The organism is Cyanobacterium sp. Dongsha4 (assembly GCF_036345015.1).
In the GTDB taxonomy this organism is placed as follows: domain Bacteria; phylum Cyanobacteriota; class Cyanobacteriia; order Cyanobacteriales; family Cyanobacteriaceae; genus PCC-10605.
On record NZ_CP084098.1, the window covers coordinates 77,622 to 91,077 of the forward strand.

13 protein-coding genes, 1 tRNA gene and 1 pseudogene are annotated in these 13,456 nt (G+C 35.4%); 11 read left to right on the forward strand and 4 right to left on the reverse strand.

What is annotated here, in order from left to right:
- The first annotated feature begins 30 nt into the window (after positions 1-30).
- The 3 genes and pseudogenes from Dongsha4_RS00320 (at position 31) to Dongsha4_RS00330 (ending at position 2,204) form a co-directional block, all read left to right on the forward strand.
- Positions 31-510: a hypothetical protein gene (locus Dongsha4_RS00320; RefSeq protein ID WP_330203817.1), complete on the forward strand. Its 480-nt coding sequence runs from the start codon at positions 31-33 to the stop codon at positions 508-510.
- A gap of 104 nt (positions 511-614) precedes the next feature.
- Positions 615-968: pseudogene (locus tag Dongsha4_RS00325) on the forward strand (IS1 family transposase); the annotation flags it as partial.
- A gap of 297 nt (positions 969-1,265) precedes the next feature.
- A complete protein-coding gene (locus tag Dongsha4_RS00330) occupies positions 1,266-2,204 on the forward strand; it encodes an NAD(P)H-dependent glycerol-3-phosphate dehydrogenase (RefSeq protein WP_330203818.1) in 939 nt (312 codons plus the stop codon).
- 170 nt (positions 2,205-2,374) lie between these two features.
- Here Dongsha4_RS00330 and Dongsha4_RS00335 read toward each other — a convergent pair whose 3' ends face one another.
- A complete protein-coding gene (locus tag Dongsha4_RS00335; protein WP_330203819.1) occupies positions 2,375-3,334 on the reverse strand; it encodes an alpha/beta fold hydrolase in 960 nt (319 codons plus the stop codon).
- Positions 3,335-3,504: 170 nt separating this feature from the next.
- Here Dongsha4_RS00335 and Dongsha4_RS00340 point away from each other — a divergent pair, with 170 nt between their 5' ends.
- From Dongsha4_RS00340 to Dongsha4_RS00350, 3 genes are all read left to right on the forward strand, one after another.
- Entirely contained in the window at positions 3,505-4,014 is a 510-nt protein-coding gene (locus Dongsha4_RS00340) for a transcriptional repressor (RefSeq protein WP_330203820.1), read from the forward strand.
- A gap of 268 nt (positions 4,015-4,282) precedes the next feature.
- Positions 4,283-4,966 (forward strand): energy-coupling factor ABC transporter ATP-binding protein, encoded by a 684-nt coding sequence (locus Dongsha4_RS00345; RefSeq protein WP_330203821.1) that lies wholly within the window; start codon positions 4,283-4,285, stop codon positions 4,964-4,966.
- 110 nt (positions 4,967-5,076) lie between these two features.
- Positions 5,077-5,166: transfer RNA gene (locus Dongsha4_RS00350), tRNA-Ser, on the forward strand.
- 49 nt (positions 5,167-5,215) lie between these two features.
- On the opposite strand, the gene Dongsha4_RS00355 is transcribed toward Dongsha4_RS00350, so the two are convergent.
- The 3 genes from Dongsha4_RS00355 to btpA all read right to left on the reverse strand — a co-directional run bounded on the left by Dongsha4_RS00355 (position 5,216) and on the right by btpA (position 9,012).
- Positions 5,216-6,337, reverse strand: coding sequence for a hybrid sensor histidine kinase/response regulator (locus Dongsha4_RS00355; protein ID WP_330203822.1), 1,122 nt, complete (start codon positions 6,335-6,337; stop codon positions 5,216-5,218).
- Positions 6,338-6,988: 651 nt separating this feature from the next.
- Positions 6,989-8,008 (reverse strand): vitamin K epoxide reductase family protein, encoded by a 1,020-nt coding sequence (locus tag Dongsha4_RS00360; protein WP_330203823.1) that lies wholly within the window; start codon positions 8,006-8,008, stop codon positions 6,989-6,991.
- 161 nt (positions 8,009-8,169) lie between these two features.
- Positions 8,170-9,012, reverse strand: coding sequence for a photosystem I biogenesis protein BtpA (gene btpA, locus Dongsha4_RS00365; protein ID WP_330203824.1), 843 nt, complete (start codon positions 9,010-9,012; stop codon positions 8,170-8,172).
- 237 nt (positions 9,013-9,249) lie between these two features.
- On the opposite strand from btpA, the gene Dongsha4_RS00370 reads away from it, so the two are divergent.
- The 5 genes from Dongsha4_RS00370 to Dongsha4_RS00390 all read left to right on the forward strand — a co-directional run bounded on the left by Dongsha4_RS00370 (position 9,250) and on the right by Dongsha4_RS00390 (position 13,376).
- Positions 9,250-9,489: a type II toxin-antitoxin system HicB family antitoxin gene (locus Dongsha4_RS00370; RefSeq protein WP_330203825.1), complete on the forward strand. Its 240-nt coding sequence runs from the start codon at positions 9,250-9,252 to the stop codon at positions 9,487-9,489.
- On the forward strand, positions 9,489-9,710 hold the full coding sequence (locus tag Dongsha4_RS00375; protein WP_330203826.1) for a type II toxin-antitoxin system HicA family toxin: 222 nt from the start codon (positions 9,489-9,491) through the stop codon (positions 9,708-9,710). Before Dongsha4_RS00370 ends, Dongsha4_RS00375 begins: the two co-directional genes overlap by 1 nt.
- A 156-nt stretch (positions 9,711-9,866) precedes the next feature.
- Positions 9,867-10,544, forward strand: a complete 678-nt coding sequence (locus Dongsha4_RS00380) for a DUF4230 domain-containing protein (protein ID WP_330203827.1) — start codon at positions 9,867-9,869, stop codon at positions 10,542-10,544.
- A gap of 76 nt (positions 10,545-10,620) precedes the next feature.
- The gene (locus Dongsha4_RS00385) at positions 10,621-11,835 is read left to right on the forward strand and encodes an ABC transporter ATP-binding protein (protein WP_330203828.1); all 1,215 of its coding nucleotides are present in this window, start codon (positions 10,621-10,623) and stop codon (positions 11,833-11,835) included.
- A gap of 11 nt (positions 11,836-11,846) precedes the next feature.
- A complete protein-coding gene (locus Dongsha4_RS00390) occupies positions 11,847-13,376 on the forward strand; it encodes a hypothetical protein (RefSeq protein ID WP_330203829.1) in 1,530 nt (509 codons plus the stop codon).
- The last annotated feature ends 80 nt before the right edge of the window (positions 13,377-13,456 follow it).

The window sequence follows — 13,456 nt, forward strand, 5'->3', positions numbered from 1 at the left end:
GAATGAAATTAAAGAATTAAATTAGATATTATGAACTTAGATCAGCAACTACAAAACTTGATCCAAGAAGCCCCTAATCATGGTGTCCCTGCGGTTATTATGGAAAATGGGGTAATTCCTATTATTAATGCTTTTGCTCAACAATTAGGTCATCGAGAATATTATTTAAGACAGACTTTAGATAATAATTTAGTATTAACAATATTAGGTAGTGATCAACATCCAGAGTTAGAAAAGAAAGTAATTTACGCTTTTCCTAGTGTTCAATCCGCCGCACAATTCCCCGACAGTAAAATTGAAAATCCCGATATTGTCGCTCAACAAGTTCCTGTTAGTCAAATACTTTTTCAAATGTTTACAATGAAAGGGGTTGATAGTGTTATTTTTGTAGATGAACCCGACCAATATCAACAAAGTAAGGAAATTTATTGTGACAAGTTACAGTCGGCAATTAGACAAAATTTGAGTAACTTGATAAACTCTGCTACTTCTCCTAATCGATTTGCCTAGAGAAAGTGCTTTACAATACCCTTAACAACAAAATAAAAAAGGAAAATTAAACTTGAACCCCTATTTCCGTATTAAAAATTAAAATTCAAATTGTTCTCTTTCTTTTTAAGCAAGGTATTTCGGAATGGGTTATAGGAGATAGAAATGGAGAAAGATTCACACCTTTGTGGGAAAAAGTCAAAAAATGGGATTGTTACTTTTATGTAACCGATGGGTGAAAAGTTTATCCTAGTTTTATTGTCGATGAAAATCAAATTATCTGTAAAACTTGTATGACAAGGGTAGAAGGAGAAAATACAAGATTAAGACATTATTTTGCTTGACGACACCGAAAAACTCTTTGCTACTCAAAGTCTATGGAAATGTTAAAATACCCCATTTCGTTATTAATTTACTACCTAAAATTTAAAGATGTTCCCATCCCTTGGCGATCGCCTTATCTGCTAATCATATCTTAATTCAGCAACGCCATAAAACTTTATTCCCTTATTAGAACGGGGTCTGCATGGATGTAATAGACACTATGGTTACGTATCCCTGCTATTGGTGCGATCGCATTATCTTATTAGTAATGTTTATAATTCGTGCTATCTATTGTATCTTTTAAATCCTACAAATGTTTTCATTCGATATAATGTCGCCCAACTGAGGTAAAGGCACTTTCATAGAATGTTGCGGCTAGTTTAAGGACGGGAAAACTTCTGAAAACTACTGTAAAATAACAGAACATTTAGCGATTAAATCAGGCTCAAACAATGACTCAAAATCCTAAAATTACCATTATCGGTTCTGGTGCATGGGGTACTACCCTAGCATATTTATTAGATAGAGCAAATCATAGTTACACTCTCTGGAGTCGTAAATCATCTCAATCATTAGAATCAGTGATTGTGGATACAGATATTATTATTTCAGCAGTCTCCATGAAAGGTGTTAGACCAATAATAGAACAGTTAAAGCAAATCAAGATGAAGGATGATGCTTTGATTGTGACGGCAACAAAAGGGTTAGATTTTGAGACAACTAAAACTCCTTCCCAAATTCTACAAGAGGCTTTTCCTGATCATCCCATAATTGTTTTATGTGGACCTAATTTATCAAAAGAAATAAAAAGAGGCTTACCTGCGGCTACAGTAGTATCTAGTATTCGTACCGAATCTGCTGAGTTAGTTCAAGCTATGTTCGCATCGGATATTTTTCGAGTATATGTCAATAATGACCCCATTGGTACAGAATTAGGAGGAACATTAAAAAATGTGATGGCGATCGCATCTGGGGTATGTGATGGTTTAGAATTAGGTACAAATGCCAAAGCCGCTTTATTAACTAGGGCATTACCAGAAATGATTAGGGTAGGAACTCATTTAGGGGCATCGGTGGAAACCTTTTTTGGTTTATCTGGTTTAGGAGATTTACTCGCCACCTGTGACAGTCCTTTATCCCGAAATTACCAAGTAGGAGCAGGTTTAGCCCAAGGAAAATCCCTTGAGGAAATTATGGAAGATTTAGAGGGTACAGCCGAAGGAGTCAACACCGCTACGGTATTGATTAAATTAGCCCACCAACAAAAAATTCCCGTACCTATTTCCTACCAAGTTTATTTATTGCTGAAAGGAAAAATCACCCCTCAAGAAGCAGTACAGAATCTTATGGCAAGGGAATTAAAAGAAGAGTTTTGGTTTTTAGAGTTCTAGGTATTGTTTAATGTTGATATAAAACATTGTTTAATTGTTCCAAGTATCTAGCAGTCAAAATATTATTAGCATTGATGATTGCAAGAGTCTCCATTCTCCATCTAAACCAAAAACCATAGCTTAGTTCAACAACGCCAAAAATTTATTTAAAATTAATTTGAACTCAGTTTCTATCCATGAAAAGCACTGTGGCCTGTTGCCTGTTGCCCTTTGCCTACCTTAACCGACGATTTCATATTGAACTCAGGTAAAATCGTTTCATTAACCCATGAAGTGATCAAAGAATTAACTTCTTCTGGTACTTCATCATGGGGACAATGACCTGCATTGAGATGAATTTGTGTCAGGTTATCATAATGCTGTACGAACTTTCCGCTTCTTTCGGATACACGCATCCAAGGGTCTTTATCTCCCCAAATGTTGAGTAATGGACACTGCATTTTTTCTAAGAGGCCATCGACTTTTTCCCCTTGAGGACTACGAAAAACCGAAGCAAATACCTGTAATGCCCCCTCATCACAAGAAGGGCGATAAATATCTTCTACCAGTTGATCTGTGATGGCAGTGGTATCAAAATAGACTTTCTCCAAAGTTTTGCGGATATTTTTCTTATTGCGCAGTCTTTGAAACAGAAAATAAGTAATTAAAGGCTGTTTTAGTACCCAACTACTAATTTTTTGTGTTAAATTCGGACTCTTTTTGATGCTGTCAGAAAAAGGACCAGCACTATTTAAAAGTATTACTCCTGCAATATTTTCAGGTGAATTTGCCGCCACACACAAACAGGCATAACCTCCGAGGGAATTTCCTGCTATCACCGTTGGCTTTTTAATAACTTCTGTAACAAAATCGTTTAATTGTTCCTGCCATAGCAAACCACTATATTCCCAAGCAGGTTTACCAGATCTACCAAAACCCAAAAGGTCGATCGCCCATACCTGAAAATCTTTTTTTAACTGATAAATGTTTTTACGCCAATGATCTGTTGATGCACCGAAACCATGTACTAATAATAAAGGGGGTTTTTCGTTACTTTCTCCCCCTTGTACATAATATATATCTTGTCCACGCCACCGCCAATAATTACCTGCGATCGCTTCTACGTTATGAATTGGATTAATGGTGGTCATAATTGCTAGTATCTTAATTTTTTATTAAGTTATGTAAATAATTATAAATCATAGAACTTCTTTTCATGATTAAAACCATAAGTTTATTCTCAATTAGTCGTGAATAGTTGCAAATAAGCCCCAAAGAAAAGTATCATATAACAAAACCATCGTCACGATTCAAGTTAGTTATGTCCCCAGATATTACGGCTTCCATCAAGAAAAAACTTAACTCCAGAGGTTGGCGCATGACACCTCAAAGGGAAAAAATCCTTGAAGTATTTCAAAACTTGCCCCAAGGAAATCATCTCAGTGCCGAAGAATTACATCAAATGCTTACAGAGTCGGGGGAAAACATTAGCTTATCGACTATTTACCGTAGTGTAAAGTTGATGACAAAAATGAGAGTTTTAAGAGAGTTAGAACTAGCCGAGGGTCATAAACACTATGAATTAAATCATCCTTATCCCCACCACCATCATCACATTGTTTGTATTCAGTGTAATAAAACCATCGAATTTCAAGATGACTCCATTTTAAAACATAGTCTTAAACAATGTCAGAAAGAGGATTTCCAGCTAATAGATTGTCAGTTAACGGTTATGACTATTTGTAAAGAAGCCATTGAAATGGGTTGGCCTTCCACTTTACCCACCGATTGGTGTTGCAGTCGTGCGATCGCAGAAGGACATCATAAATAACATGAATCTCAAAAGGTAAAGAGCAAAAGGCAATTAGTGAATAGTGAATAGTTGATAATTAAAAGGTGACAGGTTTCAGGTTTCAGGTTTCAGGTGTTAGATGTTAGAAAATTTCTGAATTTTTAATTCTCCCTACTCCCTACTCCCCACTCCCCTACTTTTATAAAACCCCTAACTCCTAACTCATTACTTGTTTCCCCCTAATCAACCCAATATCCCAATCCCCTATAACCCCGAACCCCGAACCCCGAACTCCGAACCTCCTAATATGCTTTATTTAAAAAATGTTTCCTATCATCCTGCCGCTATCCCTCATCCCATAATTCAAGATATAAATATTACCCTTCCCCCTCAAAAATTGGGGTTAATCATTGGGGTTAGTGGTTCAGGGAAAACAACCTTACTAGAAATTTTAGCTGGATTGGCAGAAAAAACCAGTGGGCAAATTTTATGGCGTACCCAAGAATTAACTTCTGACGATTTACAACAGTTAAGTGGTATTGTTTTTCAGTTTCCCGAAAGACATTTTTGTGGTGCAACGGTGCTTGAGGAGTTAAGATTAGGTCATCCTGAATTGAGTGCCACCCGTATCAAGGAAACTCTTACAGAAGTGGGATTGGAGCAAATTAGTTACGATACTCCCCCCCATGCCTTAAGTGGAGGACAGCAAAGAAGATTATCTTTAGCGGTACAATTAATTAGACAACCAAATATTTTATTGCTGGATGAACCCACTGCGGGGCTAGATTGGTTGATGAAAAGACAATTAGTCAGTTTGTTATCTCGTTTAAAAGAACATTGGACACTTTTGATTGTCACCCATGATGCTAGTGATTTAATTGATATTGCCGATAACTGTTGGCGCTTAGAAGAAGGAAGACTCGAATCTGTTAATCAGGATACTCTTAAGCCTTTAAATAAAACGGAGGTAGATTTTGATCGCATTTTGTGATCATATAGTAATTCTCATTACTCTTAACTCCTAACCTTGAACTCAGGTTATCTTGAATTTTGCCTTGTCAAAACTAGAAGTTTTTTGCTATAATCTGTAAGTGCCGTCTAGGAGAGATGGCTGAGCGGTTGAAAGCGGCTTCCTGCTAAGAAGTTATGGGGTCATAAGCTCCATCGAGGGTTCGAATCCCTCTCTCTCCGTTAACTAAACCAATCTAAGTGAATAAACCCACGTGGTTAATTTTCCATCCTAGTGTAGTGGGGATTGCGAGGATAGTCTTGGCAAAACTACGGTGAACTTGCTACCCTTGTTTTCTTCGCTTTCCACAAAGATAGTTCCTTGACATAACTCAACGGCTTTTTTTACGATGGATAATCCTAAGCCATTACCTTTAATGTTACCAACATTATTGCCTCTCTCAAAAAGGTGAAATAGTTTTTCTTGATAGTCTTCGGGAATGCCAATTCCGTCATCTTCAATTTCTAAAATAATTTCTTCTTCATTTTTATCTAACTTTAAACGGACTTCTCCTCCTTGGGGAGAATATTTGATGGCATTGGATAAAAGATTGTGTAAGATGTGGTTGAGTATTTTTTGGTCTAAACAAACTTCATATTGATTATCATTGGTGCATAGTTTGATTTGGTGTTCATCGGAGAGATTTTTATATTCTTCTACCAATATTTCAAGATATTCCACAAGGTTAAATTTTTGCGGATAAAGGGTTACTTTGCCTTCTTCTGCCCGACTAATTAACAATAAGTCTTCAAGAGAGTCTTTCATTTTACCCACCGCAGACTTAATAAAGTTAAAATATCTTTCTTTTTTATCAGGTGAGATGCGATCGCCATAATCTCGAATTAACTCAGTATAGCCAAGAATGTTAGTCAAAGGTGTACGCAGGTCATGGGAAGCGGTAGCAAGAGCCCGACTTTTTAATTCATTAATTTTTTTTTCGGCACACAATTCTTCTTCTGTATGCTTATCTTCACTATATTTAGCCAACGCCATACTAATAGTAGTGCTAATATCAGCAATTTTGTAAGGCTTTACTAAATAACCATAAACAGGAGTTGCTTTTGCTCTTTGTAAGGTATTGGTATCAGCATAGGCACTCAAATAAATAATCGGTATTTTCCATTGATGATAAATCTGCTGTGCCGCAGTAATACCGTCCATTTCTCCTTTTAACATAATATCCATCAAAATTAAATCAGGAGGAGATTTTTCTACCTGAGAAATTGCTTTTTCACCACTGTTAACTACTGCATTTATGTGATAGCCTAATTTCTTTAAATCTAAGGCTAGGCTTTCGGCGGCAATCAGTTCATCTTCGACAATTAAGATTGTGGTGGTGAGGGTATTATTCATAGGAAGAAATCTACTTGAGAATGTGTTGAATTTCTTGAGTTTATTTTTCAAACACCTTACTTGGAAAATATCAGTTAATGACTATCAATAATATATTAATAATAGTTTCTAGTATTGTGTTTAACTACTAGATTAATTTTACTCTATAAAGAGATTTTAAAATTCTTTTAAGCTAAAACTTATATAAATCATCGGGAAGGTTTAGGATGTTGGGGTGTTAGTGGGAAACCAATTCTTAAAGTGCTGAAGTGACTAATAACTGATTATTAACTGACGTTACGCACTAATTCAAATGTTAAGTTATAAGGAGGTTTCAGGTAGCAGGTAACAGATTTAAGAATCTCAAACATTGATTCCAAATATCAAGATTCTTACATAAACGCTTCAAGTGTCGCTCATTGATGCCCTTGTACGCCCATGCTTCAATAGACTCTTGTACAAGAATAAAGAAGAAAATCAATGAATGAACATCACATCTATTTCTTGTCAACTCTTTAACCTGACACCTAAAACCAATCATGTATTCTATTTTTGCGTAAGATCAGTTATTAATTACCTTTGCCCTGTGCATCGTTGCCCATTGCCTTTTTTTGATTGCTAGATTGCTAATGACTAATTGCTAACGGCTCTTGCTTCAACCTAAATTAAAGTTTATCTGAGAGTATATTTAAAGTTTTGTTCCCCCGTATAACCTGTTAATTCTGCTAATTTTTCTAAGGATTGTACTCCTTCATATACTTGACCTTGAATAATCCATGTGGGAAAGGCTCTAATATTTGCGTCAACGCATTTTTGTGGTTCTCCTTTTAAGCCATCGGGAGCGCATTCTATTTTTTTGAGATGGTTATTAAAGGCTTCTTTGCCAAATAGCTGTTTTTGATCGTAGCAGTGAGGACACCAATAAGCGGAGTACATGACGGCATCAGATTCGGCTAAATGGTCTGCCAAAGCAATTTCTGATTCTCCTGATGTGGTGGTAATTTCCCAACCAATGGGAGGTTTTGGTTCTACTGTGGGCTTAGGAGTGATAATTTTTCCATTTTGAGATATTTCCGTCGCTGGTTCATTGGTGGCAACGTCAACATTCACATTGGCATATACTCCCACTGCACTTACTAGGGTGATAAGTGCGATCGCAACTCCTGTAAAAATAATTTGTCCCATGTCTTCCCAATCGTTTCCAATAATGGTCAAAGTTAATAAACTTAAAGAAAATAGAGCCGAACCGATGCAATAGTAACAAACCATTTGCAGTTCAAAGGCTAATACATACATTAGATAGGCACTAAAAGTCGCCATGGCAAAGCTACCCACTGCCATCCCCCACCATGTCCATTTTTCTAAATTAAGCCTGAGTTGTTTATTTTTCTCTGGATTAACAAATAGAGGAGAAAGAGCTAAAGTTGCCATAACAAGATAAGCAAATGAGCCAAATATGCTTAATGGTGGTCCTGTTTTCCCTTGAGGGTCTAGGGGATAAGCATAGGCACTGTCTAAGACACTACTGCAACCTGCGGCGGCTTCTGTTACTTCTGTTGTACAAGCAACTTCTCCCCCTGTCAATTTGGTGATGGTGAGATAGAGGGTTAAAATTAAGCCCACAATTGCGATCGCACCTATGATAAGACGAGATTTTTTTTGTATCCAAGTTTGATTTCGACGACGAAGCATAATAAGTAATTATATTTTTTAATTTAATATGACTTGAGTAGGGAGTTCGGAGTTCAGAGTTCGGAGTTCAGAATTAGTGTTAATTAAACACTGTTGTCCGTTGCCTGTTACTTTATTCTTAATTACTAATTACTTTATATTCACTTACCGAGTATAACAATTTAGTTTTTGACCTTTTCGGTGGTTTCTTTTTTCTGAGGAATTACTATAGGAGTATTAGCGGCTTCGACAAACTGAGATACTCTACTAGGGTCTATGGTTTCGTGAATATTACCATGACGCTTGAGGGAACTAGCAACGATAACACCATCGGCGAATGTCATTAACTGTCCAATATTCTCCCAATTAGCACCGCTACCGATAAAAACTGGAGTATCTTGAGAAGCGGACTTGGCTAACTCTAAATCTTCTAAACTAGGGGGTAATCCCGTTGACCAACCTGATAAGATAATACCGTCTGCTAATCCTCTATGAATGGTATCAGTGACGGCACTGGTTAAATTCGGTGTACCAAGAGGACGAGCGTGTTTTACTAAGACATCAGCAAAGATGGCTATATCTTGCCCTAATTCTCGGCGATAACGTTGGATTTCGTGGGCTTTTCCTTCAATTACTCCTTGATCTGTTGCCATTACCCCTGTATAGACATTAACTCGTATAAATTGAGCTCCCACGCAAGATGCGATCGCCATTCCGCTATGGGCATCATTTCTGAGAACGTTTAAACCAATGGGTAACATGACTAAATTCATGATGCGATCGACAATCAAGGTCATAGCACTGACTACAGCAGGATCTACTTTATCCTTAGTAAAAGGGGCATCAAAAAAATTTTCAATAATAATACCGTCCACCCCTCCGGCGGCTAAAGCAGTGGCTTCTTGTTCTGCCCTTTCCATTACCGCTTTTAAGTTACCGCCCCAACGGGCAGAAGTGGGCAAGGGTAATAAATGAACAACACCAATAACGGGTTTTTTCGTGCCAAATATTTTTTCTGTTATCATAAAAATTTATTATATAAATATCTTCCTAGAAGGGACAGTTATGCTGTATGCCCTTTTACTAATCAGCAAGATTTTATTTTAATGGTCGTTGGTAAATCTCTCAAATATTGTAAGCTAGTTTGATGAATAAGTTTACTGGTAAAGCTCGGGAAAAGGGAAAAGAAAACTCGTGAAAAGTGAGAATAGCAAAATTAAGAGTCATGACGAACTACGAGTCATTGAAAAAATTAGAAAATTATGAAAACATTAATTAGATTAAAAATAGAGAAGTTTAAAGAAAACAATATGACATATTTCGTTGCTACTAGCGATGATTTAGAAGGCTTAGTGGCAGAGGGAGAAACCATTGAACAAGTGCTAGAAATTGCTCAAGATGTGGCTAAAATTTTATTAGAATTTGAACAAAACAACAATAATAAAAATATTATCAAAGACATTCCTAATGAATTTGAATATCCTCTATTTATGGAGGTTTAATGGGTAGATTATCTGGTTTTTCCTCTCAAAAAGTTACTCAAAAAATAAATAAATTAGGCTTTGAATTTTATCCTATGGCGAAAGGAGATCATGAAATTTGGTTTAATCCCAAAACTAAAGCTAAAACAACTATTCCCCATCATCGAGAAATTAAAGAAGATACATTAAGAAATATTTTAAAACAAGCTAAAATCGACGTAGATACTTTTCTGACAATATAGGCTTTTTCTAAAATAGATTTATTATCCTTTTAACTATAATTTTTCTCTAGGATATACTTGACAAGGTTCTAAATTTGAGTATTTTAAAAATTACTCTTCCCTTTTCCTTACCTTCACTATTATCTTTTATTCCTTGACTGAGTATAAAATCACAATATGAATAATTTTATTAATGCCCGTTTTCTTAAAGCCACTCCTATTCTTATTAAGGGTAGTTTAACTATTTTTATCGCTGTCGGTACTTTTTCTGCGTGGCAAGGTACTCGTAATTTATGGCGCAATCTTACGGGTATGCTTAACTATCAGGTTACATCACCTACTATCAAAGATCCTCATCTACTAATTCAACAAATTCAAGGGGTTAGTGAGTTAACAACTACAGTTTTTGTTATGGATGCGATCGCACCTATTTCTTCTCAACGAAAATTAGGAGAATGGGTAATTGGTGAAACCAGTTTACTTTATATTGCCAGAGGAGAAGTAAAAGCAGGATTAGATTTAAGTAAAATTACTCCAAATGATGTGAAAATCAATCAGGATACAATTACGATTAAATTGCCTTCCCCTGAAATTCTCGACAGTAAAATAGATGTTACTAAATCTCAGGTATATGATTATGATCGGGGTTTCCTCAATTTAGGTCCAGATAACGCTCCTCAGTTACAAAGTGAGGCACAAAAACAAACTCTCAATAAAATTAAACAAACTGCCTGTGATGAGAATATTTTAGAACAAGCTAACGAAAGAGCGATCATGGTTATTAGCCAATTAATGAAAACTTCTGGATATAAGAATGTAGTTGTTGAAACTTCTAATCTTAAAACTTGTCTATAGAAAAATACGAATGACCTTGAAGCTAAATGCTATAATCTGACCTTGAATACATTAGCTAAAACATTGAGTAAAGAGTTTGTCACGGGTTACTATTGAGAATCTATATAAAACTTACAATTCAGCGAAGGAAGTAGATGAGTCGCAAATCATTACTAATGCTGTTTTGAAGGGAATTAATCTCCAAATACAAGAAGGAGAGTTTATGGTTTTGGTTGGTCCTTCAGGATGTGGCAAAAGCACTTTACTCCGTTTGATTGCTGGTTTAGAGGACATTTCTGGAGGAAAAATTTATATTGGCGATCGCATTGTGAATGAATTACCCCCCAAAGCCAGAGATATAGCAATGGTTTTTCAAAATTATGCCTTATATCCTCATCTGAGTGTCTATGACAATATCGCCTTTGGTTTACGGCGTATGAAAAATAAAGACTATCCCTCTAACTCCCCCATAGAAACACTGCTCTCATCTTTAACTGGTTTTTTACCTCCTTCTTTGCGTTATGTCAATAGTACAGAAAAGAAAATTCAAGCACAAGTTAAGACCGTAGCAGAAATGTTACAAATAGACCATCTTTTATCCAGATTACCGAAACAGTTATCAGGAGGGCAAAAGCAACGGGTAGCACTAGGAAGAGCGATCGCACGTAATCCACAAGTATTTTTGATGGATGAACCCTTATCTAATCTTGACGCTAAATTGAGAACAGAAACCCGAATGCAAATTGTTAAGCTACAAAAACAATTACAAGTTACTACCATTTATGTAACTCATGACCAGACAGAAGCAATGACAATGGGCGATCGCATCGCAGTGATGAACCAAGGAGAAATCCAACAAATAGCCACACCTTTAGAAATTTATCAGCATCCAGCCAACACATTTGTCGCTCAATTTATTGGTAGTCCAGCCATGAACTTATTAGAAGTTAACTATCAAAAACCAGACTTCTTGATTTATGGTCAAACAAAAATTCCTTTAACACTCCAATGGCAAGAAAGATTGAAAGATTATAATTATGAAAAAATTTGGTTAGGAATTAGACCAGAATCGTTTTATGTTACGGAAGAATCTTCTGCTAGTATTCCCGTTATTGTTAATTTAGTAGAAGCATTAGGTCATGAAACCATATTAACAGTCAATCTGGAAAATAATCCAGAACAAAACCTACAAATTAAACTATTTAATCATGACTTAATTACTTTTGGAGAAAAAATAAATTTAGGAATTAAACTAGAAAAAGTGAACTTTTTTGACCATTATAGCAGACAAAATATTTTATTAAAAAGTTAGAATAAAACTTCATGATTAGTACCAAAAACTTCCGAGAACCTATTGATAAAATTTGTTTTTTTCTGATAGCAATATTTAGTTTCATCATCGTACTTTTAATTAGCAGTACTAAAATTTGTTATGAGGGAAAATGTTTGTTTAATAATAATCCCGAAGTTAAAGAATTTAGTTGGCAAGACAAAAAAATAGGTTCAATAGATAAAGCATTTTATCTAGTTTTTGATCGTCCTATGTCTCATGAGAGTGTTGAAGCAAATTTAACTATAGAACCACCTTTAGAAGGAAAAATAAGTTGGTCAGGAAAACGTTTAGTTTATACTTTAGATAGAGTCATTCCTTATGGCAGAAATTATCGTTTATCTTTACAAAAAGCTCAAGAAAAATTTAGAGGAAAAGAAGAACTAGGAGCAGAAATAGAGCCTTTTATTGCAGAATTTCAAAGTAGAGATAGAGCTTTTGCTTATATTGGCAGTCAAGGAGAAGAAAGTGGCAGATTAATTTTAAACAATTCTACCAAACAAAATAAAACAATACTAACCTCTGAAAACTTAACAGTGGTTGATTTTAAGTTTACTAAAAATAGCGAAAAAGTAGTTTTTTCTGCGGTGAATGAAGATAACCAAGATTCCAATTTTAAGCAAATAGATATTTATGAGGTAACAACAGGTTTATCTAATGATTTGACTACCAAAATACCGGGAGAATTAAAATTAATATTAGATGGAAAAGAATATCAAAATAATCAATTTGATTTAGCTGGAGAAAATCAAGAAATAGTAATTGTACAACGAATAAAACATAATGATCCTTTAGATTTTGCACTGTGGAAAATTGCACCAAATAAAGTACCAGAAAAACTCGATACAGAAGGAGGAGATTTTACCATTACACCCGATGGAAAAGGAATTGCGATCGCACAAGGAGAAGGTATTGCCATTTTACCCATAGAAAGTGAAAACAGAGAAAAAATAGTTAATTTTCTGCCTAAATATGGGCAGGTTTTAACCTTTAGCAATGATGGTAGTAGTGCGGCAATGATTAACTTCAATAAAGATAACTCAGAGTTACGTTATACCCGCTCTTTGTTTTACGTCAATAATCAAGGAGTAGAGAAAGAGTTAATTAACATCAAAGGCTCAATCATTGATTGTAAATTTAATGGTAATGGGAATCAACTTTTTTGCCTTTTAACCGAATTAATGGAAACCGAAACAGAATTAATTGAAAAGCCTTATTTCGTAGCCATTGATATTCAATCAGGAAAAATAGTCCCCCTAGTGGCTTTACCTAAATATCAAGACATAAAAATTAGTATGGCACCCGATGGATTAGGTATTTTATTTGATCAACTAATCACGGAAAATGATTTGCCGAAAAAAGCCTTAAAAAATTTACCAACCAATGAGGATTTATTAACTAATTCAGCAGAATTAATTGTCGGTAGTCGTCTTTGGCTATTAACTCTACCTACCTCTGAATTTCCCCAAGCAAAATTAGAGGAATTACCCATTTCGGGATTTAAACCCCAATGGAGTCCTTAGTAATAATCTTAGATTAAATACAATTGAAATCATGCTCAGGTTAATAATAGTTTTAACTCCTAATTCCTAACACAATCTGA